We start from the raw sequence: 22,725 nt of genomic DNA on the forward strand, positions 1-22,725 counted from the left end.
CAAACGGCTGTGGAAACTTTGTTTACCAAGATCATCAATCGGGAAATTCCGGCGAAGATCATCTACGAAGATGACCAGGTACTGGCTTTTCACGACATCGCCCCACAGGCACCCGTGCATTTTCTGGTTATCCCGAAAAAGCCCATTCGGACCCTGAACGATCTGACCGAAGAAGACAAAGGCCTGGCGGGGCATATCCTTTTCACAGCGCAGCGTCTGGCTATTGAACTGGGTTGTGAAGAAGGCTTCCGCGTGGTCATGAACTGCAATGATCTGGGCGGACAGACCGTTTATCACATTCACATGCATGTACTCGGTCAGCGTCAGATGAACTGGCCGCCGGGCTGATCCCGCGTTTCCGGGCTTTGCAGCCGGTCAGCGGCCGTTATGTTCGCTGGCCGGTCGACACAAGCCCCTGCTGCCTGCGGCCGATTCGGGTAAACTGCCCACATGATCTTCCGGAGGTGCCCATGGCTACCGAACGTCACTATTCCCCCCTCGACCGTCTGCTACTGCAAGCCGATAGCGCAATGCGCACATTGCTGCCATTGAGCGCACATCCGCAGCGGCCCTCCCCTGCGGTTGTCCAGCCCGATCACAAGATGAGCGACGTCGACACTCGCCACGTTGCGGGCCTGATGCGCATCAACCATACCGGCGAAGTCTGCGCCCAGGCGCTGTATCAGGGGCAGGCGCTGACAGCGAAGCTGCCCAAGGTGCGCAAGGCGATGGAGCATGCGGCCGAAGAGGAAATCGATCACCTTGTGTGGTGTGAACAGCGCATTCATCAGCTTGGCAGCCATACCAGCGTGCTGAACCCGCTGTTCTACGGCCTGTCATTCGGGATCGGTGCGGTAGCCGGCGTTATCAGCGACCGGGTCAGCCTGGGTTTCGTCGCGGCGACAGAGGATCAGGTCTGCAAGCACTTGAGTGAGCACCTTGAGCAATTGCCGAGCGAAGACGGAAAGTCGCGGGCCATTCTGGAACAGATGCTTAATGATGAAGAACACCATGCCGAGTCAGCGCTGGAAGCGGGCGGCTTTCGCTTCCCGGCACCGGTCAAGTTTGGCATGAGCATATTGGCCAAGGTCATGACCAAGTCGGCTTATCGCATCTGACGACGCATCAGGACGGATAAGGACGAATAAAAAAGGCGCCTGCATCAGGCGCCTTTTTAATGTCCGGAATCCGGGCTTATACGGCTACGTTACGGCCGTAGAAGATTTCCAGCATTTCGTGTTTGACCTTGGCGGTCACTTGTTCGCGCTGCTCGGCAGACAAGTTGCTGGTCGCGTCGCCGAACAGGTAGTTATCCAGTTCGAACTGCTTGAGCAGCATCTTGGTGTGGAACAGGTTTTCCTGATACACGTTCACGTCGGTCATCTGGTAACCGTTGCGCGTGTCTTCGGACAGGTAATTCTGGATCGAGTTGATTTCATGATCGATGAAGTGCTTCTTGCCTTCCACGTCACGAGTAAAGCCGCGCACGCGATAATCGACGGTCACGATATCCGACTCAAACTTGTGAATCAGGTAATTCAACGCCTTGAGCGGTGAAATAACGCCACAGGTCGACACATCGATATCCACGCGGAACGTGGCGATGCCATCTACCGGGTGAATTTCCGGGTAGGTATGAACCGTGATGTGGCTCTTGTCCAGGTGCGCCAGGATGGTTTCCGGCAGTGGACCTGGCGACTCTTCGATCTGGCTTTCGGTAGGCGTCACCGGCTGCTCGGAGATCAGAATGGTCACACTGGCACCTTGTGGATCGTAATCCTGACGTGCAATGTTCAGGATGTTGGCACCAATGATATCGACAACATCAGTCAGAATCCGCGTCAGGCGTTCTGCGTCGTACACACTGTTGATGTATTCGACATACGCCTGCTGGTCCTGCGGGGTTTCCGCATAGCAGATGTCATAAATGTTGAAGCTCAAGGTCTTTGTCAGGTTATTGAACCCGTGGAGCTTGAGTTTGCTTTTCACCGTTAAAAACTCTCTATATGGGTGCGGCGCCAGCCGCGTGATCAAGCATGCCCGTCAGTTGAGTCCGGCTCATCTGCGTAGGACGGTTAACACCTCTTCGCGTTGGCGATTTTGGTTGTCTGTCCGGGCCGGCAGCAGAAAACCAGTACATGCTGCGCCCGTAAAAAGTGGCGCATTATGCAGACGTCCGAAGCCGTCTGCCAGAGTGTGCGCCGTTTTTATGATCGTTGGATGTCTGGCGTTCAGGTCAACTCGATAATTTCATAATCGTGAGTGATCTTCACACCCGCGTTTCCGAGCATTATAGAAGCAGAGCAATACTTCTCCGCTGACAACTCGATAGCCCGTTTGACCTGAGCTTCTTTCAACCCGCGGCCCTTGACGACGAAGTGCAGGTGAATTTTGGTGAACACTTTCGGATCTTCATCCGCGCGCTCGGCGTCAAGAAATGCCTCGCAGCTTTCCACTGGCTGGCGCGACTTCTTCAGGATGCTCACCACGTCAAAGTTGCTGCAGCCGCCCAGACCGATCAACACCATTTCCATCGGGCGTACACCCAGGTTGCGGCCTCCGCTTTCAGGCGGGCCGTCCATCACTACTACATGACCGCTGCCGGATTCGCCGAGGAACATGGCTTCGCCAGCCCATTGAATGCGTGCCTTCATCGCCAGGACTCCACTGTAAAAAAGGGGTCGCCAGCTTAGCACAGCGCCAAACGCTGCCTGGACGCATTGGAAAAATGCTTTTTGTAGGAAACGCGTAGGAATATTCGCAAATAGCTTCCTACACGTCTGGAAAAGCTGGTGAGAATGCAGGCGCAGCCGATACCTACAGGTATGCCATTTGGCCATACACCTTATTTCGGAAGTCACGCATGGTCGCAATAACTTTAACGCCCAAAGCAAACAGTCTCGACAAGCTGTTGCCCCATGCGGAACGCCGCCGCTGCCCCGCCAAAAGCAACATCATCAATGCGGGTGATCGCTCTGAGTCTCTGTTTCTGATCTTGAAAGGCTCAGTCACGGTTCTGATCGAAGATGACGAAAGACGCGAGATGATCGTCGCCTATCTCAACAGCGGGGATTTTTTTGGTGAACTGGGTCTGTTTGAGCAGCCGGGACGCGAATCCGTGCGCAGCGCATGGGTGCGAGCCAAGACCGAATGCGAAGTGGCCGAGATTTCATACGGCGCCTTCCGCGAGCTGACCCGCCAGGAGCCGGAAATTCTCTACGCTCTGGGCAGTCAGATGGCCGAGCGCCTGCGCAACACCACACGCAAGGTCGGTGATCTGGCGTTTCTCGATGTCACCGGGCGAGTAGCTCGCACGTTGCTTGAGCTGTGCAAGCAGCCAGATGCAATGACCCACCCGGACGGGATGCAGATCAAGATTACCCGCCAGGAGATCGGACGCATCGTAGGCTGTTCAAGAGAAATGGTCGGGCGCGTGCTCAAGGCCCTGGAAGAGCAGAGCCTGGTCAACGTCAAGGGAAAAACGATGGTGGTGTACGGTACGCGCTGAACCTCTGCCAGTCAGAGTTCAGCGAGTAGCTGCCGATAGGCCTGCGCCAGGCGAGGCAGAACGTCGACATTCGGAAACACTTCGTGCAAGGCAACGTGGCTTTCGGCCCGAATACGTGGCTCAAGCTCACAAAGCTCGTTGAAGCGGTTGACCGCTCCCGCCATCTGTACACGTTCATCATCCAGCAGCAATGCGCCGTGGGCCAACACCACAGGACGCGTTCCGCCCTGACTCTGCCGCCAGCGCTGGGCTGTTCCGACCATCTTGCGACCATCAAGGTTGACGTTGAAGCGGCCGTCACAGAATGCACCCGCCACTTCGCCCAATGAAGCCTGGCCGCCCAATTCGACCAGCAGGTCGAGCAGCGGCTGACACAAGCGCAGGTAGGCGGTTTCTATGCGGTCACGATCAACATCAGCAGCGGGCTGTGCATAGACCAGCGCGATATTCACCGTGGCAGAGGATTGTGGCACCGGCTCACCACCGGTTTCACGCAACAACACGGGCCATCCATTGTCAGCCAGAGTCTCGCTGGCCTCGACAAAACCCGGCAAGCGGCTCATGCGCCGCGGCATGACCAGCGCCCTATCAGTAGGTCGCCAGAACAGCAACCCATGATCGGCAGCGCCGGAGCACACAGCCGCCAGAAGGTCCTGCTCGGCCTGCAAGCCTTGTTCGACGCAGATGTCGATGATCGAGTCTTGCATGCCGGACCTCAGCGTGGTGTTCAGTTCAGTCAGTCGATAGAGGGGCCGCTCGCCGCAAGCTTGCGCTCCGGAAAGAACAGCCGCTGCAACTCGGCGCCCGGGTGTTCGGCGCGCATGAAAGCTTCGCCCACCAGGAACGAATAGACATCGTTGATTTCCATCAACTCGACATCCGCACGATTGAGAATGCCGCTTTCGGTGATGACCAAGCGATCACGCGGGATGCGCGGTAGCAACTCCAGCGTGGTTTCCAGGCTCACTTCAAAGGTGTGGAGGTTGCGATTGTTGACACCCACCAGCGGTGTATCAAGCGTCTTGAGTGCGCGCTCCAGCTCGTCGCCGTCGTGCACCTCGACCAGTACGTCCAGCCCGACACGCTTGGCAACGTCGGCCAGCTCAGCCATTTGCGCGTCTTCCAGTGCCGACATGATCAGCAGAATGCAGTCAGCGCCCAGCGCGCGAGCCTCGACCACTTGATAAGGATCGATCATGAAATCCTTGCGAATCACCGGCAAATTGCACGCCGCCCGCGCTTCCTGAAGATAGGCATCGGAACCCTGAAAGAAATCGACATCAGTGAGCACTGAAAGACAGGTAGCGCCTCCCGCCTGATAACTTCTGGCGATCTCGCCCGGCAGAAAATTCTCCCGGATAACGCCTTTGCTTGGAGACGCCTTTTTGACTTCTGCGATGACGGCAGGCTGCTTCAACCTGGCCTGAGTGATCAGCGCGTTGGCAAAGCCACGTGGCGCACCGGCGCTGGCGACCTGTTGTTCAAGTTCGGCGAGGCTGACAATTGCTCGACGGGCCGCAATTTCCTCGGCCTTTCGAACAAGAATCTTTTCCAGTACGGTTGGCACGCTCATGCTTCGTTCTCCTGTTTGAATACTGCCGTGAAGGCACCCAACTCTTCCAGCTTTTCCCGCGCAAGGCCGGTGTGCAGGGCATCGTGTGCCAAGGCCACACCCTCTTTCAGGCTGGTCGCATGATCGGCAGCATAGAGCGCGGCGCCGGCATTAAGCACGATCATTTCCGCGGCTTTCTGCCCGTTCTCGGTCTTGCGTCGCCCAAGCGCATCACGAATCAGTTCCAGCGAAACTGCCGGACTTTCCACAGCGAGGCCATACAGACTCTGGCTTTTGATGCCCAGGTCTTCGGGCTGTACCCAGTATTCAGTCACTTCGCCATTTTTCAGTTCGGCAACGAAGGTCGGCGCGGCCAGACTGAACTCGTCCAGGCCGTCCTGCGAGTGCACCACCAGCACATGCTTGCTGCCCAGCCGCAGCAGCACTTCGGCCAGCGGTCGGCATAACGCCTGATTGAACACGCCGACGATCTGGTGGCGAACCCCGGCCGGATTGGTCAGCGGGCCGAGCATATTGAACAGTGTGCGCAGACCCAGCTCGCGGCGCGGCCCGGCTGTGTGCTTCATGGCCGTGTGATGAGACTGGGCGAACATGAAACCGATGCCCACGCTGTCGATGCAGCGAGCCACCTGAACAGGCGTAAGGTTCAGATAAACCCCGGCGGCTTCCAGCAGATCGGCGCTGCCGCTCTTGCCTGACACGGCGCGGTTGCCGTGTTTGGCCACCGTGCAGCCAGCAGCGGCGATGACAAAAGCCGACGCCGTGGACACGTTGAAAATATTTGCGCCGTCACCGCCAGTGCCAACGATGTCTACAACGCCATCCAGTGTTTTCAGCTCGACACTGCTGGCCAGCTCACGCATGACCGAAACAGCACCGACGATCTCATCGATGGTTTCACTCTTCATGCGCATGCCCATCAGAAACGCACCGATCTGCGCTTCGGTGCATTGGCCGGTCATGATCTCGCGCATGACGTCGCGCATCTCGTCAGTGGTCAGGTCCAGCTGGTTGACCACGCGGTTCAGCGCGCTTTTGATGTTCATGGGGGTAGTCATAAAAAATCCTTAGCCCTGACGATGGCCGCCGCTCTGCTTGAGAAAGTTGGCGAACAGCTCGTGGCCCTGCTCGGTCAGAATCGACTCAGGGTGAAACTGTACCCCTTCCACGTTCAACGTTTTGTGACGCAGGCCCATTATCTCGTCAACCGAGCCGTCTTCCAGCGCAGTCCAGGCGGTCACTTCCAGGCACTCGGGCAAGGTATCGCTTTTTACCACCAGCGAGTGGTAGCGGGTTACCACCAGTGGATGATTAAGGCCTTCGAACACGCCGCCGTCCTGATGCACCACCGGGCTGGTTTTGCCGTGCATCACCTGACGCGCGCGCACCACATCGCCACCAAAGGCCTGCCCGATGGACTGATGCCCCAGGCACACACCCAGAATCGGCAGTTTGCCCGCGAAATGTTTGATCACTTCAAGCGAGACACCGGCTTCATTGGGTGTGCACGGGCCAGGCGAGACCACGATGCGCTCAGGGTTCAGGGCTTCGATCTGTTCAATGGTCAGTTCGTCGTTACGAATGACTTTGACATCGGCCCCCAGCTCACCGAGGTACTGCACGACGTTGTAGGTGAACGAATCGTAGTTATCGATCATCAGCAGCATTTTGCTATCAACCTTTTGATTTACTGACTTGATTCAGGCCTTCCGGATTCTGCTTCACTCATGCATCCCCTCGTCAGCCATAAGGCCGGGGGACGGAGAAAAACATCACAAAATCGAAGGCATACAGGTACGGGTCCGGCAGGGCCGGCAAGGAAATAGTCAGGCGCGCCAACGCCAACGGGCGTGAGCCTTGATAACGCGCATCAAGAGTTTGCTGACAGTCGTCACGGAAGGGGTCTCATCGGTACGTTTCGGGACATTAGCGTACCGAACCGACCGGTGCAATATGAATGTACCGGGCTGCGCCGATTGAAAAGCGGTTAAAGGCTGAAAAGAGGGCCGCGCCTCCTTGTGGAGGCGGGATTGAGGCAGGGGCACGATGGCCGAGGGTGGGGAGCCGAGAGGAACATCAGTGCGCAATCTCGCGCACGTAGGCTTGGCAGGCCTTCAAAGCGATCAATCCCTGATCGCCGTAGTCGGTGATGGCGACAATTCGTCCAGCAGCCGCTGGGTCAAGTTCGCCTCGTGGGCCTCCATGAACCACGCCGCCGGAACCGGAGGCGGTTGGCATTCCATCGCCAGCGGTGGGGCTGGCAAGGAGGACTGACAGCCGCAGATCAGCGGTAGCCAGACGATCACGCAAGCGAGCCTGAGAAGTCTGTGCATCGCTCAATTCCTTATGAATGGTTGTATCGTTATCTTGCAGACGGAGTTCCAGCGCCCGCCTTCGCGCTTGTTCAGCGTTCTGCCAGTCGACGACCGCCAGCGCCGCCTGCTCGCGCTCTTGCTGCCAAGCCAGCGTTTGCGTAGACAGTTGCAGACCATAGTGAGCCGCCTGCCACTGCCAGGCGGCCCATGTACCCAGCCCTGACCCCAGCACGAATGCGAGGATCAGAAATCGCATATCCAGCACTTTCACGGCAGCACCTCCAATGCCCGCTGGTAAAGCGCCTGCCGATCTGCCAGGCCATTGGTGCCTCCGTTGATACGCCGGGTGATCATCAGCAAGTCGCCCTTGTCCGCCAGCAAATTGAGATTGGCCCGATCCCAGAACCACGCCGCCGACATGGCGGCATGCTCCGGCTGTTCAAGCAGTTGCGGCTGGCGCAACAAGTCCAGCCCCAGCGCCTCCCCGCACGCTTCGTAGTTAGCCCGCCCCGTCACCTGAATCAGCCCGCGCCCTCGGTACAGTTGACCGTCGCCATCTGCCTCTGGCGTGTTGCCCAGACGCAGCGCCAACTGCCCGGTGTCGTACTTGGCCAGATAGCTGTCGCTACCCAGCTCGCGCACATAACGAAGCTGCCCGGATTCATGCCCGATCTGGGCGATGAACGCGGCGATACGCAGGCGGGTGTCGATGGTGTAGCGGGCCATGGCGATGTTGAGAGCAGGAACAAAAACGCCGGCTTGAGGGCCGGCGTTGGGGAGGATTTGTAGTAGTTGTTGCTGGTTGATAGGCATCGGTCCTCCTATTAGGGGTTACAGGACTAACCCGCCCCCTGAGTCGATAAAATTCCCCTGTTTAAAAGCAAGTTGAACGGCAGATAAAACAACGCCCCGTCAATGCGGGGCGTTATGGCTTGGGCAGTTCGTCTTCACTTACGCCCCTTGGAATCGCGAGCTTTTCCGGAGGCCGCACGTCGACAAATGGCGTAGCAGGCGGAACGGGCCAATCGAACGACATAGGAAAGCCTGAGCGTGCGTCGAGCTGAGCAAGTTGCACCCGATAAAGCCGATACGCATCTAACTCAGCTTTCAGCACAGGCAGCGCTTCCCGTTGAGCCTCAGTAGCCAAACCCAATGCGACGGCATCTTGCAAAGTATCCAGCTCATTAGCCAATGCGTTGATTTTTTCCGTAGCCCCGGCCGAATAGCCGCCGCGCAGAATCATGACATGTGCCATGACCATCTCTTCGGTCGGCTCAAGAATCTCGCCAAATTCACCGGCGATTGCGCGATTGAAAAGATCTACGCCATGCGGCTCCGAGTCATCGGCGGAGGCAGCGAAAGGTACCTCGCCATACAAATCCTTGGTTTCCTCGAAGATTACCCAAAGAACAATGGATGTATGGGCCTGATCAGCCCAGCGAGGGTTGCGAGCGCTTGATACTGTGTTCATATGATTACCTTTACGAAACTCGTTGAAAGAGAGTGCGTTCACCGCTAGAGAAGGCGCCGTGTGCACGCCAGGTGCCTACGCCAATGAGGCCAGAGTTGTTACCAGCGCCATCGCCGCCGTTTGTGGAGCTATAAATCAGATTGGAACCCGCTATCATCCCTCCCTGATTGACTTGGCCCTGAGAAGAAATGACCCGCGCAAAAGCGTAAGAACCAATTGCACTCATACCCAACCCGGCAAGTTTCGTAGGCAGGTTGTAATCATTCGTCAGGTCGCCGAAGTCAGTGACATCTACTTGAAGGCGCAGGCTGCCGGCACTGTTATAGCCAAGGCGAACTTTGTTGGTCGACATGTTCGGGCCGCCGCCCTGTTCAATAGGCGGAAATCCCAGACGCGGCTGCAAGTAATAAACCTGGCCATCCGAAGCCCTGCGCATGTACGGAAGGTTTACGTCATTACCGGCAAACCCCACATATGAAATAGAATCCGCCATAGCCCGCTGTAAGTCACGGGCATCACTTTCAGCCTTTGTATACGCATTGGTAATGCCATACGCAGCAAGCGTACTGCCCCAATTGGCTTTGCTACCTGGATCGAAGTTGTTGGCGTACCAGAGAGTCCCCATATCAGTAGCATCAACGGTCGCCTTGAGACCGTTGTCCGACCAACCAATCTTCACAACATTATTGAGCTGCCCTACGCCAGTGCCCTGCTGAACGGGTGCGTAAAGCAATTTAGTCTGAAGCCAGCAGGTAGCGGAGTCAGAAGAACGTCGCATGTAGGGCTGTCCCAGAACTCCGCCTGCAAGCCCCACGTAAGAGATGGCATCGGCTAAAGCCCTGCTGTCCAAGCGCGTGTCAACTTCACTTTTGGCATACACCTCAGCCTTGGTGTACGCATCCGAAATACCATTACCGCTAAGTGTCGTAGGGTTACTCCCCACCTCAACCTGCCCGAACTTATTGACCTTGACCCGCGTGTAATCACCCGCGGCCACACCACTGCGTCCCAGCAGACGCTCGAACGCAAGGTCAGTTGTACCCAGCACCGGCACTGTCGTATTGACCAGTTGCCATACGGTGCCCGCGTTCTTCGTGCCGGCCTGCACCGGCACCATATGACCCGGCGTGCACTCGGTGCTTTCGTTCGCATCCTGCGCACGTGCCCAGGCGCCTGCCGCGGCCACGTAAATCCAGTTCTGCGACGCAGTGTCCTGATTCTTGACCAGCACCCGATCGCCGGCCACCAGTGTGACGTCATCGATGGTCTGCAAACCGCTCAGCCCAATGGAGACTGTCGTGGCGCAACGCACCGATTTTTTGTAATCGGATGCTGCCAGGCCGAGAATGGCTCGATGTAACTGGGTGACATCCTCCTCGTTGGGCACCAGACCGGCCCCCAGGATCACGTTCAAAATCTCCTGCGTCACCGAGTTGCCCCACTGCGCCGGGATCAGCGAACCAGGGGTGCCGGTTGCCGGGTTTTCATCTACAAACTTGCCGCTTGCCAAGCCTACGCCCGGCACACTCTTGGGATAATCCACATTGTGTTCCTCAGTTGAAGTTTACGAATTCGACGCTGTGCGCCGGTGCTGCTCGACGGATCAAACATTCGATTGCGAGCCCGGGATTCACCCCGAACCGCTCGCCCCAGTAGCTGGCCCCGAAGCGCCGTCCCAGCCGCTGGCGACCGCCGGTGTTCAGGGTCCACATGAATTGCGCGCTCCAGGTGCCGAAGTGCGCCTGGCCAAAACGCGAACGCCCCATACGGGGCGTTCGGTGTTCGGTCACGGTGGCGTCGGGGTAGCCCTGGCTGACGGCAATGTCGATGTAGAACGCTGCGTTCTGCCCTCCTGTTGCTACCAGCCGCTGGCGCACTGACAAGCGTCGGTCTGCGAACAAGGGTTTGAGCCCCAGACATGGGTCCGGCAGGTTCATGACCCGCTCCCAGTCCGGTACCAATTCACTGACGGTTGCAGGGTCCATCTCGTTGAGCAGGTCGAACGCACGGCCATCGATGCGCGCGAACTCGCGGGACAGGACGGTAATGACCTGCTGCAATTCCGGTACGCGCTCCGGGTCCCACGCAGGCCCGGGTGGCAACAGCGCCTGCAATTGCCCGGCGTAGTGCTCGGCAGTTCTTATGACGACCATTGAATGCCCCCGAACGTGAGTAACTGGTTAGGGCCTGCGGCTACATTGGCGACAGGCGCAATCAGCACATGATCGGTTTCGCCGGTCGCGCGGCTGATGGCCTCGGCGATGTGCGTCAGCAACAGAGTTTCGCCCAGTCCGCCCTCACGGTTGTGCAGGTCCAGCAGCTGAGCCTCGACCGCTGATCGCACGGCAGAGGTATCAGGCGTGAGCCGGATGGTGTAAACCACCGGTTTCTGCACCGGCGCCAGCACATACACGTCTGCCGTGACCGGACGCAGCGGCTCGATATACGCAGCGACCGCAGCCAGCTGCTCGGCGTCAGGAATGGGATCGGCCTGATCGTCACGCATGAAGAACACCGCCACCGTGCCCGGCCCCATGAAGCGACGCACACACCAGGCACGCGTCACGCCCGGCACTTCCAGCGCCCAGGTCACGTAGTCGTCCTGATTGCCGCCGTGAGGAATGACCCGATAGGAACGCACCACACGAGCACGCAACGACTCGATACTTTCCTGCGCGATGCCGCCGGAAAGACCATCGCCGATGACGGTGAACGTACTGTCGATACCTTCGACCGGTTGCACAGCGGTCATCGCCAGACCGGCATCCGCATTACCGAGCACGCCTGCATCCACTGCTTCGACCGTGGTTGTGTTGTTGCCTGCAACCGTGGTGACGCCTTTGGTCACGCGGTAGAAGCGTCCATCACTGAACTGCAGCACAGTGTCCGCATCCAGCACCGCGCCGGCTGCAGCGGTAAAGCGCACCGTGCCGGTAGCGGCCTGTGCCACCTTGCGCGGTTGCCTCAGGCGCAGGATGGCCTGCCGCTCGAGGGTTTCCTCGTCGGCGGTGTCCGGCAGAATCTGGTCGGCGATCCAGTCCTGATAGCCGTACAGTCCGTAGGCCGCGCCGCTGTGCGCACGGGACAATACCCGAGCATCGGACTGACGCAGCGCTTCGTCGGCGAGGTCGACCTGGGTTCGGTTGATCAACGCCGGTAACGTAGGTGTTTCAAACGGCATAAATCACCTGCCACTGTTCAGAAGGGTTGAAGCGCACGATCTGACCGTCCGAAACGACCAGCTCGACGCCCAGGTTCAGGCGATTGCTCTGAACCTGTTCGGTAAGGATATTGATGTGCTTGACCTGGCCATCTTCGATCAGCCAGTCGAGCGCTTCGCGGGCATAGAACTCGGCGTCGCGCTGAGTCTGGGCAGTCAGCCTGACCCGGCGCAGCAGCCACAGCCTGGAACCAATGCGGTCATTGGCCTGTGCCGGGTAGGTGTCGCCCCACCAGCCATAGCGCTCGGCATCGTCGAACGGATCGTCCGCTTCGGCACGCCGCCAGGTGAACAGGCTGATGACCACCGAGCGCAGCAAGGACGCTTGCAGAGAGCCTTCGATAATCATCCGTCACCTCCAACGGGCGGCCCGCTCTGGCCATTACCGCCCTGCACGTTGCCGTGCAGATGGCTGATCTGGCTGATGCCAGCGGCAAGCTGGTCGCCTTTGGAAACAATCTTTCCGGTCTGGGTGATCTGCGGTGTGTCGAAGTTCACCGCTACCGCGGCCTTGATGTTCAAGGTGTCGGTTTCAATGTCGATGACCTTGCCGCGCTTGAGGTGAATCTTGTCGCCCTCGTCGGTGTAGATCGCTACTTCGCCTGACTCCAGGCCCTTGAGGCGATAGCGCCGGTCGGCCACTACCAGCAGCAGACCGTGCGACCGGTCGCCACCAATGAAGGCGGCGATGCCCTCGGCGCCGGCCAGCGGGTTGCTGGTGAAGCCATAGGGTTCGAAGTGCTCCATGTCGTCCTTGACCTCTCCGGCGGTGAGGCGCATTTGCAGCGCCTGCATTTTGCTGCTGGCCCTGGCGAGCACCACCGTGCCGCGCACCAGCATGCGATTGAGTAAGCTCATGAGGTTGTTTCCTCGTCGATGGGCAACAGCCAGGAGTAAGCGTCCTGATTGACCTGCACCTTGCTGCGCTTGTTGGGGTCACCTGGCTCGGCCTGGAAACCTTCAGGCGGACCGACCACCAGTGTGGTGATCGTGCCTTGGTCGCTCAGCGAGTAGGTCACGGCTGAAATCAGCATGTTGCGGCTTGTGAAACCGATGATCGGATCAATCACCCGGACCATGGTGTTGTGCCGCCAGAGCGCCCCGTTGGACTGCCGCCAGCCCTGGACCTTGTAGGTGGTGAGCAGTGCCTTGCCGGCCCGCTGACCACGCTCCCAATTGGCGCGACTCAAGGCGAGCGTCGGTGTGATCGGCGCATCCTCATGAACGACCAGTACGCGAAGACGCTTTTTATGCGCAGGGTCGTCATGCCGGTCATCCGTGACTTCTGCCGAGACCTCCGACGACTCCTTGCCGAACGTCTGGTCATTACCGGTCTGTTGACCAATGACCCGGTATTCGGAAAAAAGCCCGGAAAAGTCCCGCGCGATGACGGCGCTCAACACATTCTTGCCGAGTTCGAGCGCGTCTGCGCTCTGCCCGCGACTACCCGGCCTGGCCAGCACCACATTGCCGTATTCGTCATCGGTGGAAAAAATCCGGAACAGGGTCAGCAGCCGGTCAATGGACTTGAACACGGTTTCGGCAGGCTCGATGGTGTGATCGGCCATCTTCGAGGTCTCCGGTATTTCGCTGATTACCGACAAACCATAAGGAGCAGCCAGCGCTTCAACGATCTTCAACACCCCCACCTCCTTCCACTGGCTCGGCCTGTTGATGGCCGAGCAGTCGATGAGGTCGGCGGTTTTCGAGCGTCCGGAAATCTTTAGGGAAACTCTGAAAAAGACTTCCTAATTTGGCAAAATCTCCGGACACCAGTCGCCGAGCTTTTCGATGATGAAACAGATGACCTTCGCCGACGCCGAGTATGCCGGCAAGCGCAAGCAGACCCGTAAGGAATTGTTCCTGATCGAGATGGATCAGGTGGTGCCCTGGAAAGGTTTGATTGCCCTGATTGAGCCCTATTATCCAAAAGGAGAAGGTGGCCGGCCCGCCTACCCACTGATGGCGATGCTGCGTGTTCATCTGATGCAGAACTGGTTCGGCTACAGCGATCCGGCGATGGAAGAAGCGCTGTATGAGACGACCATCCTGCGTCAGTTTTCAGGCCTGAGCCTGGAGCGAATTCCAGACGAAACCACCATTCTCAACTTCCGTCGTCTGCTGGAAAAGCACGAGTTGGCGACCGGGATTCTCGGCGTAATTAATGGTTATCTGGGCGACCGTGGCTTGTCGTTGCGTCAAGGCACCATCGTCGATGCCACGCTGATTCACGCGCCCAGTTCGACCAAGAACAAGGATGGCAAACGCGATCCTGAGATGCATCAAACCAAGAAAGGTAACCAGTACTATTTCGGCGCCAAGGCTCACATCGGCGCCGACGACGAGTCAGGCCTGGTGCACAGCGTGGTAGTAACAGCGGCCAATGTGGCAGACGTCACGCAGGTTGCCAAACTGCTGCACGGCGAGGAAAACGTAGTCTGCGCCGACGCAGGTTACACCGGGGTCGAGAAGCGCGAAGAACACGCCGGGCGCAAGGTCATTTGGCAGATTGCCGCCCGCCGCAGCACTTACAAAAAGCACGGAAAACGCAGTATTTTGTACAAGGCGATCCGCAAAATCGAGAAGGCCAAGGCCCAGGTTCGCGCCAAGGTCGAGCATCCGTTTCGGGTCATCAAACGCCAGTTTGGCTATGAAAAAGTGCGCTTTCGGGGCTTGGCCAAGAACACCGCGCAGATGGTGACGTTGTTCGCCCTGTCAAACCTGTGGATGGCCCGTCGACATTTGTTGGCGAGCGCAGGAGAGGTGCGCGTGTAATGCAGGAAATGGTTACCGCAAAAGGCTTTGCAGCGGCCGAAAGAGCTAAAAAGCGAAGATAATTGAGCAAATTTCGACATGCATCGTTTTTTGAAAAGTGCTGAGGACTCGGTAGCCGGAAAACATCCGGCTACTTCAGACCTTCCCTAGCGTGATTTGCTTGCCGTCATAGCTGATCGGCGCGGCAAACACCCAGCCGGTCAGAATCAACTCGCCGCCGATACGTACTTCGCACGCTGCGCCGGGCGTGATCGGATGCGAGATTTCAGTGCCCGGCCACTGCCAGGTAATGCTCACGTCAAAGCTGCGCGCCTGACGCTCGATCCCGGCAGAGATTTCCACCGACTTCCAGCCGGCATAGTCGTGCTCGTCAACCGTCAGGGTGACAACGTTAGGGTCGATCATGGGTCACTCCTGTGCGATCTTCAGCGTGCCTGGCGGTACGAAACCCGGGTGGGCCAGCCGATTGCGCTGCACCATTTCCTGCGCCCGGCTGGCGTCACCGAATCGGCGATAGGCCAGCACCAGCGCGGGCAAAGGCTCGGAGACCTTCATGTCCACCAGACGTACACCGGAGGCCGCCACCGCGTTGAGGTGCCTGATCAACGCCTGACGCAACGTGTTGAGCGCCAGATAATGTTCGGGATCGGCTTTCAACGACGCTTCCCAGATGGCCGAACTCAGCGTGTCGCGCAGTTCGATGATGTCATCGGCAACCGGCACATCCACGCGTTGCAGGGCTTGCGTCACCTGCTGATCAAGCGAGGGCACCACGTTGAGCGGCGTGACCGTCGTCGCAATAGGCATGCTCGCGACGATTCTCGCCACCTTGACCAACAAGGCATCCTGAACCAGGTTGGCAGTGGCCTGAGCCGTCACACTGGTATCACGACCGCTGCCCTGGCTGACCAGATTGATACCGGACACCGCCTCTGCCTGTTGTGTGGCCTCGGAAATCACAGACCGGTAATCGACCGTTTCAACAGAAGACGCCCCACCGTTGCCGCTGGACCTTGATGCAATGCTGTTGGACGTGCCGCCGCTATTGCCGCTCGCGGAACCGCTTGCTGAACTGCCGGTGACCGAGCTGCCGGAACTGCTGGTGCCGCTCGCTCTTCTGGCTCGTTGACTGTCACCGTCGAAACTGGCGAAGAACGTGGTAAACAGCGTGCTGACCGTCAACGGCGCATCGACCAGCGAATGCACCAGCGCGGTGACATCCGAATAGATCGCCATAAACGGTACGAACTGCCGCTGAATGGTTGCGAACACACCCGACAGGGCGCTGCGCAGCGCCTGAATGTTGATACGTACCGCGTCCACTGTGGCCATCACCGAGCGGTAGCGCCTGAGCGCCGAATCCAGCAGGCTCTCGGACGCGCCCAGCAACTGCCGTCGCGTATTGAGCGTCGACACGGGAAACTTGAGCGGGTTGGCCGGATAGAATTTCAGGTCCAGCCGGACGAGTCCGCCTTCGCTCAGGTTGTGTGTGACGCCGCACTCGCCAACCTGAACCTGCACGCGACCCAGCCAGGGATGTACCAGCTCGCCGGCACCTTCCTGCTCCAGTGCCTGCAGCAGTCTGTCTCGCTGTTCGAAACAGTCGGGACCGACAATGAACCCCGTCAGCGTATGCACTTTCGACTGTTTGCCCAGCGACTCGAAATAAGGCTCGTCGCGTTGTGGAAACTCATGCAACTGCCCCTTGCGGCCTGCCGGAACGACGGCTTTTTCAATGAAAAAACCGACGCCCCGAAAAGACGCTGGCAGCAGGCTGTCACGCCATGTACTCATGATGCGGCTCCTGCGCCGAGGGTTCGATAACCGACGTTTGGCGATATCGTCAAACCCGGCTGGTTGGTTTGCACTTGCCCGGCACGCATGCCCGGCGGCGCGTTTTCAAAGCGAATGTTGAGCTCGCCTTCAAGTCGCGGACCGGCCCCGGCTGCGCCCTGCTGCAACAACAGGCTGCCGGGCGCCAGCGGGGTGGGTACGCCGAGCAATTGGCTGGTCGACGGCACGCCAGTGGCCTGATTGAGCAACTGCTGATTCATGCGAACGTTCTCGACGGCACCGGCCGCCAGAAACGCACCGGTCCCGCCGCCCGGGCCTGCATTGCGTATCCGCTGTTGTTCCGCGAACTGATTGGCCTTCTCGGTCGCCCTCTGCAGCACGGTCTTATCAGTGTCGCCACCAAACCAGCTCATGATCGGTTCGATGAATGGCTTGATGTCCGCCCACAGACCTGCGAACCAGGTTTTGATCGGCTGCCAATTCTCGATGACCATGCCCAGCGGCGAAAAACTGAACAGCGTTGCCAGCACATCGGTAAACGGCTGTGCCTCGGCCTTGATGGTTTCCCATAGCCCGGCGAAGTACTCGGAGATTGGCTGCCAGTTGGCCACGACCATGCCCAACGGCGTCCAGGCGAACAGCGTCTGCAGGAAGTCGAAAAACGGTGTTGCCAGCGCCTTGATAACGTCCCAAAGCGCAGCAAAGAACTCGGACAGCGGTTGCCAGTTGGCGACGATCATACCGAGCGGCGTCCAGGCGAATACCGCCTTTAGTACGTCCCAAAGCGCCATGGCCGGCCCACGAATCGCTTCCCAGACAGCTTGAAAATAAGGCGCGACGGTCGACCAGTTGGCAATCAGAAGACCTGCCGCCAGCGCCAGGCCGCGCACGATCAGGGCCAGCGGTGACAGGCCCATCACCGCGCTAAGTACGCTCATGGCGGTCGTCGCGGTCATGACCGCAACTTGCAATACACCGAACGCAATCGCAGCGGCCACCACACCCTTGATCACGCCAGGGTGTTCGGCCGCCAGCGCGGCGACCTGAGAAATCATCGGCCCGATCACGGCCATTGCTTCGTTCATCGCCGGCAGAAACATACTGCCGATGTTGATGCCCAGACGATCGACACGGTTGGTCATCTCTTTGATGGCCTTGGCCGTGGTCTGTGAGTTGTCGGCGAATTCCTTCTCGATAGTGCCGCTGTTCTGCACGCCCTCGCCGACCTTGGCCAGGTTGGACCTGAGCACATCCAGATTGGCCAGCAGTGGCGTGATAGCACCCAGCGATTCGGCACCGAACAGTTGCGTGATAACATCCGACTGCTTGCCAGGGTCAACACTGGAGACCGCCGTCAGGACCTTTTCAATGGTCCCGGACGGGTCGCTCTGCATGCCCTGGGTCAGCTGGTTGACGTCGAGCTGCAACGCCTCGAACGCCCCGGCTTTCGCCGCGCCCCCTTCGGTCAACGACTGCATGAAACGCTTCATGCCGCTGGCGGCCACATCGGCCGGCACATCGACGCTGGCCAGGGTTGCGCCCATTGCCGCCAGTTGCCCGGAGGCCATCCCCGCAACCGGCCCGAGCGGGCCCATTGCAGTGACCATGGTGGCGATTTTCTTTTCCAGGTTGTTGCCGCCGAGCACGTTGATCTTCTCGGACAACGCCGCGACCTGCGGCTGAGTCATCTGAAACGATGACCGCCACGAAGCCATCATGTCGCCCGACTCGGCCGCTGTCTGATCGAATGCGACGCCCATTTTCACGGCATCGCTGGCAAACCCGGTCAGTTCTTCACGCGGTACATTGGCCTTGGCACCGGCAGCAACAATCGCCGCGATGCCATTGGCGCTTTCCGGCAGCCGTTCACTGAGGTCCAGAATGTCGGACCCCATCTGCTGGAACTGCTGCGGTGTTTCAAAGCTTACCGAGCGTTTCACGCCGGCCATGCTGGTCTCGAAACCGATCGCTGCCTTTACCCCGGCAATCAAAGGCCCCGCCAAAGCGTTGTCCGTGACTGCCTTGCCAAGGTCTATGGCCCCCAGACTGGTCTCGAGGCCTTTGACATTGTTGCGGATAGTTGCCAGCGTTGGAGACAGCTGGTCGACGCCGGTAATCAGCGTTCTGATAGTGTCTGCCATCACTCCCCCTGCAGGATCTGGTTGATGCGTTGCGTCTGCAAGATCGACTCGGTGATGACGTCCAGCTCCCTGGACATCATCAGTTCGGGATCGGTCTTCCAGAAATACGCGAGGTCGTAAACGACGGCGATCAGTCCTTCGAGGTTGCTGATGCCGCTGCCATGAAAAAACTCGCAACCTTCCAGCTCAACGTGTTGATGTCGCACAGGTCCATCTGATTGACCGACGAGGGCGGGATGCCGGCGCAGACGGCGATGTACTTCGCCGCCACGTCCAGATCCAGGGAAACTTCTTCGTTCTTGTCGATCCTGTACGGCAGGGCCTTGATAGCCCGCGCTTCCTGCGCCGTAGGGCGCCGGAAGGTCAGTTGCGAAAGGGTTTCGCCGTGCGCTTCGATCGGGCTGGCCAAGTCGATGACTTCACTCATTGCCAGCTCCCCTGATTGCCGTCGAATTGCAGTTCGATGGTGCCGTCGTCAGCCTTGCTGCTCGGCTCATCGACCAGGTAGGCGCCGGACAGGACGTAGGTCTTGCCGTTCTTGAACTCACAGGTGATGGTCATGTCCACACCGGTAGTGAGCAGCTTGAGCGGCAGATCCGCGGTATGCACGGCGGTGAATTTCAACCAGGCGGCCTTTTCGGTTTCCTTGTAGTAACCAGGCACGACGGTCTCGCGCTTGATGTTCATCAGAGGCGCTTCGCCGCCGCTGATAGTCAATTGGGTGCCATCCACTTTGATGTAGCAGGTACCCGCAACTTTCTGACCCATGTTGTTTATCTCCAGAATGAAAAAACCCGCACGAGGCGGGCTTGAAAGGGTTGGTTAGGCTTATGCCGCTTCGTCGTACTGCAAGCGGAACTGGTTGAGCAGCGCGAACACGCGCAGGCCGTTGATGTAGTCAGGCGGGAACATCACGTTCACGCGGCTTGGGTCATTGCCGTCACGCTCGACAATCAGGTGCTGGGCGAACGTTTCGGCGTTCTCCACATGACCCTCTTCTTCAAGACGTGCGTATTGCGCAATCAACTCGCCACGGATGGTGCTCGGCGTGATGATCGGCTGGCCGGCACCGAAGCGCGTACCATCGTTGGCCAGCTTGTGGCGGCCGTACTTGCTGGTGATGATGCCTTGCAGACGACGGATGATGAACGCCGACTGGTGCATGGTTTCACTGTCCAGGTACGAGTTGTCAGCCTGGCCGTAAGCGTTCTTCTGGTAGGTGGTGATCGAACGCTGAATGCGTACGTAACCGCCTTCGTAGTACGCCGTGGCGATGCCGTAACGCAGCAGCGACTCACGCTCGGTCAGGGTGAAACGCTGACTGGCCGGAGCCGGATCGATGCCAGGCATGGTGCCGCTCTGGGTCGGACGGCTGGCGTCGGCAGAGATGAACACCGCCGTGCGCGCAGCCAGTGCAGCGGCCTGCAGCCAGACCGGTTGCGGCACACCGTTTTCGACACCCTGCAGGGTGATGTGCTGATCGTTGCGCAGTTGACCTGCGGCCACCAGCGTACCGACCGTGCCGCGCTTGGCGCTGTAAACGTGGCCGTACAACTGACGCGCCCAGCTCCAGCGACCGGTGCTGTCGTCCATTGCCGCTTTCCAGGCATCCAGCGTGGCAGTGTCGGTCCAGGGCATGCAGATGAACTCGAACGGCTCATCGCCCAGCGCAGCCAGTGCCTTGAGCTGATCAGGCGTACCCACGCCGCCGGTCATGGCCGTGACTGCCGCCGTCAGGCCAGCCGGAATGACTTCGCCATTGGTCTTGCCTTGGCGATTGAATTCCAGCTGGATGTCATTGCCGCTTGCCCCGCTCCATTTGCAGGAAAGGGTCAGCACACCCGCTTCGACAGCCGCGGTGACAGGCAGGTCAGGCGTGGCATTGATCTTCACCGACAGTGCAGTGGCCGCCTGGGCAGCGGTTGCGCCATTAACGACAGTGGCCTGCACTCGCATGCCGCCGACATACAGATTCAGCAAACCGGCTTCGGTCGCCGCCCCGGTGAGGGTGACTTTCGCGCCGGCCTTGGCGCCTTCGGTATTGAGCAGCGGTAGGCACCAGACTTCGCCGGTGGGGTCCGCCTTGCGCCAGGTTTCATACATCGAGGCCAGCATGGAGCCCTGACCGCCGATGTTTTTCGCCAGCGCCACGCTCGGCACCAGCACCAGAGAACCCAGTTCGGGGCCGGACACATCGTCGTTGACCTGCGCAACGATCAGTCGACGCATGCTGGCCGACGCACTGTTGGCGGCCGAATTGTCCATCTCCGCATAAAACAGCGGCACGCGAACATCGGATGGAATGTTGTTAAAGCTGATAGCCATTGCTTGGCTTCCTCTTGGTTAAGCAGTGAAGGCTTGATGGGTGGTGGTGGATTGCTCGGTTTGAAGGGTGATGTCGCCGTCGTTCTGACGACGCTGCCACCAGGCGTTGAAGGTCACCTGCCGACCTTCGACGGGCAGCAAATCGCCCGCCTCAGGATCCGGCACAGTGCGGCCCTCGGCCGGTACTACAGTGATGCGTTGAGTCATGGTGTTACCTCTGCTGTGAATTTCACTTCGATACGGCCATCAGGGCCGGGGGATTTCAGGTTCGGATCTGCGGGGTCAACGCAGTCCATCTCGAGGGTGGCGCCGGTAAATCCGGGCAAACCGTCCAGATACGCTTCATGCCAGGTCTCGGCAGGCTGATCGGAGGTGTTGCGGCCCAGTTGAAACTGCGCTGCAAACCCGAAGCGATACGTCACCCGGTCGCCGCTGATCTGCACTAGCGCGCCACCGGTGTACTGCATCGCGTCGTAATCGCGATCCGGGTTCCAGCCCACCAACGCTCGCCACAACTCAGCTCGCAGGGTGTGCAGTTGCTCACTGGCTTCCTGCCCGCGCTTGTCACCGCCGTCGAGCACCACCACCACGTCAATCCGGTCGGTGATGTTCTGGCGAATAACGTTCTGCAAATCGTTGGCGGTGGACTGATCGCCAGTGGCAATGACGTACGCCGACGGGTGGGCGAGCTGATCACCGAGGGCGACCGCCGCCCAGTCGATACCGGCACTGATTCGCCCGGCAAAGCTCGGGCAGGTCGCCTGCAAGTGGGCAACTATCGGGGTTATCTTCATGAGGGGTTCCGCGTGTGTTGAAGGTTGATTGCGGCGTGGGAAACGCCTACTGGTTCGCCTTGCCCAACGCCTCATCAGCCTTGTCTGCAGCACGGCTGGCCGTGTGAGCGGCCTGATTGGCAATTGATGCAGCACTCTCGACCTTGTCTGCCGCCTGGGTGGTGGTTTAGGCCAGCCTGTCCAGGCACCGGTCGCGCTTGCCCAGCGCTGCGTCGTAGGCATTGCGAACCTCGGCCAGCTGCTGCGTATGCTCGGCATTCGCCGACCACTGCCCGGCCTGAAAACCGAGCATCAGGCAGCCGGCGATCAGCAGTACGGAAATCAGCCAGACCTCCAGGCGCCGCCACCAATGGCGAGCGATGAAATCAATTGCGCATCTGTGCATCGTTTGCACCTCCGAGTTGGGATCGCAGCCGGGCTATTTCGGCGCTTTGCGTGGTGACCTTGTCGGTGAGTTGAACGATGTGGCTGGTTAGGGCTTCGATCTTGCCCTCCATCCGCCCAACCGCTGCGGCGAGCTCGTTGCGCTCCTTGGCGAACTGATCAGCCCGCGCTTCGGCTTCCTTGCGCGCCTGACGCTCGGAGTCGAGCAGCTCATTGAGGCGGCGCACCGTACCGATGTCCGCGTTGTCCATCGCCCGGTCTGTTGCATCTCTGGAAAGAAACTTGCGCAGCCAAAGAAAGCCGCCAAGCAGAATTGTGCCCGTGCCGCCCAGCCAGGTAGCTGTGCCTGGGCCTAGGTCGGTTGGGTCCATTGGTGCTCCGTAATAGGGTGGTGGACTCTCAAGGCCCTCGAAAATCGAAAGCCT

At 59.1% G+C, this 22,725-nt stretch carries 26 protein-coding genes and 3 pseudogenes; 4 read left to right on the plus strand and 25 right to left on the minus strand.

Annotation, left to right across the window (positions count from 1 at the left end):
• The first annotated feature begins 9 nt into the window (after positions 1 to 9).
• On the plus strand, positions 10 to 348 hold the full coding sequence (locus LJU29_RS23995) for a histidine triad nucleotide-binding protein (RefSeq protein ID WP_005758042.1): 339 nt from the start codon (positions 10 to 12) through the stop codon (positions 346 to 348).
• Between the two features lie 122 nt (positions 349 to 470).
• Positions 471 to 1,118: a 2-polyprenyl-3-methyl-6-methoxy-1,4-benzoquinone monooxygenase gene (gene coq7 / locus LJU29_RS24000; protein ID WP_005758040.1), complete on the plus strand. Its 648-nt coding sequence runs from the start codon at positions 471 to 473 to the stop codon at positions 1,116 to 1,118.
• 76 nt (positions 1,119 to 1,194) lie between these two features.
• Here coq7 and speD read toward each other — a convergent pair whose 3' ends face one another.
• A complete protein-coding gene (gene speD, locus LJU29_RS24005; RefSeq protein WP_002551946.1) occupies positions 1,195 to 1,989 on the minus strand; it encodes an adenosylmethionine decarboxylase in 795 nt (264 codons plus the stop codon).
• 242 nt (positions 1,990 to 2,231) lie between these two features.
• Positions 2,232 to 2,654 carry an OsmC family protein gene (locus tag LJU29_RS24010; RefSeq protein WP_005758036.1) on the minus strand — a complete coding sequence of 141 codons (423 nt, stop codon included), beginning with the start codon at positions 2,652 to 2,654 and terminating at the stop codon, positions 2,232 to 2,234.
• A 209-nt stretch (positions 2,655 to 2,863) separates the two neighbouring features.
• On the opposite strand from LJU29_RS24010, the gene crp reads away from it, so the two are divergent.
• Positions 2,864 to 3,508, plus strand: coding sequence for a cAMP-activated global transcriptional regulator CRP (crp, locus tag LJU29_RS24015; protein WP_004660759.1), 645 nt, complete (start codon positions 2,864 to 2,866; stop codon positions 3,506 to 3,508).
• Positions 3,509 to 3,519: 11 nt separating this feature from the next.
• Here crp and LJU29_RS24020 read toward each other — a convergent pair whose 3' ends face one another.
• The 13 genes and pseudogenes from LJU29_RS24020 to LJU29_RS24080 form a co-directional block, all read right to left on the minus strand.
• Positions 3,520 to 4,215 (minus strand): lipoyl protein ligase domain-containing protein, encoded by a 696-nt coding sequence (locus LJU29_RS24020; RefSeq protein ID WP_257111263.1) that lies wholly within the window; start codon positions 4,213 to 4,215, stop codon positions 3,520 to 3,522.
• Between the two features lie 29 nt (positions 4,216 to 4,244).
• Positions 4,245 to 5,081, minus strand: coding sequence for an indole-3-glycerol phosphate synthase TrpC (gene trpC, locus LJU29_RS24025; protein WP_257111264.1), 837 nt, complete (start codon positions 5,079 to 5,081; stop codon positions 4,245 to 4,247).
• Positions 5,078 to 6,127: an anthranilate phosphoribosyltransferase gene (gene trpD, locus LJU29_RS24030; protein ID WP_004663830.1), complete on the minus strand. Its 1,050-nt coding sequence runs from the start codon at positions 6,125 to 6,127 to the stop codon at positions 5,078 to 5,080. Before trpD ends, trpC begins: the two co-directional genes overlap by 4 nt.
• Positions 6,128 to 6,148: 21 nt before the next feature.
• Positions 6,149 to 6,748, minus strand: a complete 600-nt coding sequence (locus LJU29_RS24035; RefSeq protein ID WP_002551940.1) for an aminodeoxychorismate/anthranilate synthase component II — start codon at positions 6,746 to 6,748, stop codon at positions 6,149 to 6,151.
• A gap of 409 nt (positions 6,749 to 7,157) precedes the next feature.
• The gene (locus tag LJU29_RS24040; RefSeq protein ID WP_005743966.1) at positions 7,158 to 7,667 is read right to left on the minus strand and encodes a lysis system i-spanin subunit Rz; all 510 of its coding nucleotides are present in this window, start codon (positions 7,665 to 7,667) and stop codon (positions 7,158 to 7,160) included.
• A complete protein-coding gene (locus tag LJU29_RS24045; protein ID WP_257111265.1) occupies positions 7,664 to 8,209 on the minus strand; it encodes a glycoside hydrolase family 19 protein in 546 nt (181 codons plus the stop codon). The genes LJU29_RS24040 and LJU29_RS24045 overlap by 4 nt, the downstream gene beginning before the upstream one ends.
• A gap of 112 nt (positions 8,210 to 8,321) precedes the next feature.
• A complete protein-coding gene (locus tag LJU29_RS24050) occupies positions 8,322 to 8,867 on the minus strand; it encodes a tail fiber assembly protein (RefSeq protein WP_005758025.1) in 546 nt (181 codons plus the stop codon).
• A 10-nt stretch (positions 8,868 to 8,877) separates the two neighbouring features.
• Entirely contained in the window at positions 8,878 to 10,410 is a 1,533-nt protein-coding gene (locus LJU29_RS24055) for a hypothetical protein (RefSeq protein ID WP_005758023.1), read from the minus strand.
• 10 nt (positions 10,411 to 10,420) lie between these two features.
• Complete coding sequence (locus tag LJU29_RS24060) at positions 10,421 to 11,020, minus strand: YmfQ family protein (RefSeq protein WP_005758021.1); 600 nt, start codon at positions 11,018 to 11,020, stop codon at positions 10,421 to 10,423.
• On the minus strand, positions 11,008 to 12,048 hold the full coding sequence (locus tag LJU29_RS24065) for a baseplate J/gp47 family protein (RefSeq protein ID WP_122323020.1): 1,041 nt from the start codon (positions 12,046 to 12,048) through the stop codon (positions 11,008 to 11,010). Before LJU29_RS24065 ends, LJU29_RS24060 begins: the two co-directional genes overlap by 13 nt.
• The gene (locus LJU29_RS24070) at positions 12,038 to 12,436 is read right to left on the minus strand and encodes a phage GP46 family protein (RefSeq protein ID WP_054996826.1); all 399 of its coding nucleotides are present in this window, start codon (positions 12,434 to 12,436) and stop codon (positions 12,038 to 12,040) included. Before LJU29_RS24070 ends, LJU29_RS24065 begins: the two co-directional genes overlap by 11 nt.
• A complete protein-coding gene (locus LJU29_RS24075) occupies positions 12,433 to 12,945 on the minus strand; it encodes a phage baseplate assembly protein V (protein ID WP_257111266.1) in 513 nt (170 codons plus the stop codon). Before LJU29_RS24075 ends, LJU29_RS24070 begins: the two co-directional genes overlap by 4 nt.
• A pseudogene (locus tag LJU29_RS24080) lies at positions 12,942 to 13,823 on the minus strand (phage baseplate assembly protein); the annotation flags it as partial. The pseudogene LJU29_RS24080 and the gene LJU29_RS24075, both read right to left, overlap by 4 nt.
• Before the next feature lie 58 nt (positions 13,824 to 13,881).
• Between LJU29_RS24080 and LJU29_RS24085 the strand changes: the two are divergent.
• Positions 13,882 to 14,862 (plus strand): IS5-like element ISPsy2 family transposase, encoded by a 981-nt coding sequence (locus LJU29_RS24085; RefSeq protein ID WP_054078085.1) that lies wholly within the window; start codon positions 13,882 to 13,884, stop codon positions 14,860 to 14,862.
• A 147-nt stretch (positions 14,863 to 15,009) separates the two neighbouring features.
• On the opposite strand, the pseudogene LJU29_RS24090 reads toward LJU29_RS24085, so the two are convergent.
• From LJU29_RS24090 to LJU29_RS24135, 10 genes and pseudogenes are all read right to left on the minus strand, one after another.
• Positions 15,010 to 15,267 (minus strand): annotated as a pseudogene (locus LJU29_RS24090) (phage baseplate assembly protein); the annotation flags it as partial.
• A gap of 3 nt (positions 15,268 to 15,270) precedes the next feature.
• Positions 15,271 to 16,656: a DNA circularization protein gene (locus tag LJU29_RS24095; RefSeq protein ID WP_257111267.1), complete on the minus strand. Its 1,386-nt coding sequence runs from the start codon at positions 16,654 to 16,656 to the stop codon at positions 15,271 to 15,273.
• Entirely contained in the window at positions 16,653 to 18,797 is a 2,145-nt protein-coding gene (locus LJU29_RS24100; RefSeq protein ID WP_257111268.1) for a phage tail tape measure protein, read from the minus strand. The genes LJU29_RS24095 and LJU29_RS24100 overlap by 4 nt, the downstream gene beginning before the upstream one ends.
• A 130-nt stretch (positions 18,798 to 18,927) precedes the next feature.
• Positions 18,928 to 19,224 carry a phage tail assembly protein gene (locus LJU29_RS24105; protein WP_003316280.1) on the minus strand — a complete coding sequence of 99 codons (297 nt, stop codon included), beginning with the start codon at positions 19,222 to 19,224 and terminating at the stop codon, positions 18,928 to 18,930.
• A complete protein-coding gene (locus LJU29_RS24110) occupies positions 19,221 to 19,565 on the minus strand; it encodes a phage tail tube protein (RefSeq protein ID WP_011167615.1) in 345 nt (114 codons plus the stop codon). The genes LJU29_RS24105 and LJU29_RS24110 overlap by 4 nt, the downstream gene beginning before the upstream one ends.
• A 60-nt stretch (positions 19,566 to 19,625) precedes the next feature.
• Complete coding sequence (locus LJU29_RS24115; RefSeq protein ID WP_005758009.1) at positions 19,626 to 21,122, minus strand: phage tail sheath subtilisin-like domain-containing protein; 1,497 nt, start codon at positions 21,120 to 21,122, stop codon at positions 19,626 to 19,628.
• An 18-nt stretch (positions 21,123 to 21,140) separates the two neighbouring features.
• Positions 21,141 to 21,329: a DUF2635 domain-containing protein gene (locus tag LJU29_RS24120; protein WP_002551914.1), complete on the minus strand. Its 189-nt coding sequence runs from the start codon at positions 21,327 to 21,329 to the stop codon at positions 21,141 to 21,143.
• On the minus strand, positions 21,326 to 21,916 hold the full coding sequence (locus tag LJU29_RS24125; RefSeq protein ID WP_122323024.1) for a phage tail terminator protein: 591 nt from the start codon (positions 21,914 to 21,916) through the stop codon (positions 21,326 to 21,328). The genes LJU29_RS24120 and LJU29_RS24125 overlap by 4 nt, the downstream gene beginning before the upstream one ends.
• A gap of 46 nt (positions 21,917 to 21,962) precedes the next feature.
• A pseudogene (locus tag LJU29_RS24130) lies at positions 21,963 to 22,301 on the minus strand (hypothetical protein).
• A complete protein-coding gene (locus tag LJU29_RS24135) occupies positions 22,282 to 22,671 on the minus strand; it encodes a hypothetical protein (protein WP_003411734.1) in 390 nt (129 codons plus the stop codon). Before LJU29_RS24135 ends, LJU29_RS24130 begins: the two are co-directional and overlap by 20 nt.
• Positions 22,672 to 22,725: the final 54 nt, after the last annotated feature.

The sequence above is a fragment of the Pseudomonas ficuserectae genome (genome assembly GCF_024584585.1).
GTDB lineage: Bacteria > Pseudomonadota > Gammaproteobacteria > Pseudomonadales > Pseudomonadaceae > Aquipseudomonas > Aquipseudomonas amygdali.

Coding starts and splice junctions, on each gene's coding strand:
- LJU29_RS24070 (WP_054996826.1), bottom strand. CDS start 12,436: ATGATTATCGAAGGCTCTCTGCAAGCGTCCTTGCTGCGCTCGGTGGTC.
- LJU29_RS24095 (WP_257111267.1), bottom strand. CDS start 16,656: ATGAGTACATGGCGTGACAGCCTGCTGCCAGCGTCTTTTCGGGGCGTC.
- LJU29_RS24085 (WP_054078085.1), top strand. CDS start 13,882: ATGAAACAGATGACCTTCGCCGACGCCGAGTATGCCGGCAAGCGCAAG.
- LJU29_RS24105 (WP_003316280.1), bottom strand. CDS start 19,224: ATGAGTGAAGTCATCGACTTGGCCAGCCCGATCGAAGCGCACGGCGAA.
- LJU29_RS24120 (WP_002551914.1), bottom strand. CDS start 21,329: ATGACTCAACGCATCACTGTAGTACCGGCCGAGGGCCGCACTGTGCCG.
- coq7 (WP_005758040.1), top strand. CDS start 471: ATGGCTACCGAACGTCACTATTCCCCCCTCGACCGTCTGCTACTGCAA.
- LJU29_RS24045 (WP_257111265.1), bottom strand. CDS start 8,209: ATGCCTATCAACCAGCAACAACTACTACAAATCCTCCCCAACGCCGGC.
- LJU29_RS24035 (WP_002551940.1), bottom strand. CDS start 6,748: ATGCTGCTGATGATCGATAACTACGATTCGTTCACCTACAACGTCGTG.
- LJU29_RS24050 (WP_005758025.1), bottom strand. CDS start 8,867: ATGAACACAGTATCAAGCGCTCGCAACCCTCGCTGGGCTGATCAGGCC.
- LJU29_RS24100 (WP_257111268.1), bottom strand. CDS start 18,797: ATGGCAGACACTATCAGAACGCTGATTACCGGCGTCGACCAGCTGTCT.
- LJU29_RS24115 (WP_005758009.1), bottom strand. CDS start 21,122: ATGGCTATCAGCTTTAACAACATTCCATCCGATGTTCGCGTGCCGCTG.
- LJU29_RS24060 (WP_005758021.1), bottom strand. CDS start 11,020: ATGGTCGTCATAAGAACTGCCGAGCACTACGCCGGGCAATTGCAGGCG.
- LJU29_RS24075 (WP_257111266.1), bottom strand. CDS start 12,945: ATGAGCTTACTCAATCGCATGCTGGTGCGCGGCACGGTGGTGCTCGCC.
- LJU29_RS24135 (WP_003411734.1), bottom strand. CDS start 22,671: ATGGACCCAACCGACCTAGGCCCAGGCACAGCTACCTGGCTGGGCGGC.
- LJU29_RS24125 (WP_122323024.1), bottom strand. CDS start 21,916: ATGAAGATAACCCCGATAGTTGCCCACTTGCAGGCGACCTGCCCGAGC.
- crp (WP_004660759.1), top strand. CDS start 2,864: ATGGTCGCAATAACTTTAACGCCCAAAGCAAACAGTCTCGACAAGCTG.
- trpD (WP_004663830.1), bottom strand. CDS start 6,127: ATGAACATCAAAAGCGCGCTGAACCGCGTGGTCAACCAGCTGGACCTG.
- LJU29_RS24010 (WP_005758036.1), bottom strand. CDS start 2,654: ATGAAGGCACGCATTCAATGGGCTGGCGAAGCCATGTTCCTCGGCGAA.
- LJU29_RS24110 (WP_011167615.1), bottom strand. CDS start 19,565: ATGGGTCAGAAAGTTGCGGGTACCTGCTACATCAAAGTGGATGGCACC.
- LJU29_RS24020 (WP_257111263.1), bottom strand. CDS start 4,215: ATGCAAGACTCGATCATCGACATCTGCGTCGAACAAGGCTTGCAGGCC.
- LJU29_RS24065 (WP_122323020.1), bottom strand. CDS start 12,048: ATGCCGTTTGAAACACCTACGTTACCGGCGTTGATCAACCGAACCCAG.
- trpC (WP_257111264.1), bottom strand. CDS start 5,081: ATGAGCGTGCCAACCGTACTGGAAAAGATTCTTGTTCGAAAGGCCGAG.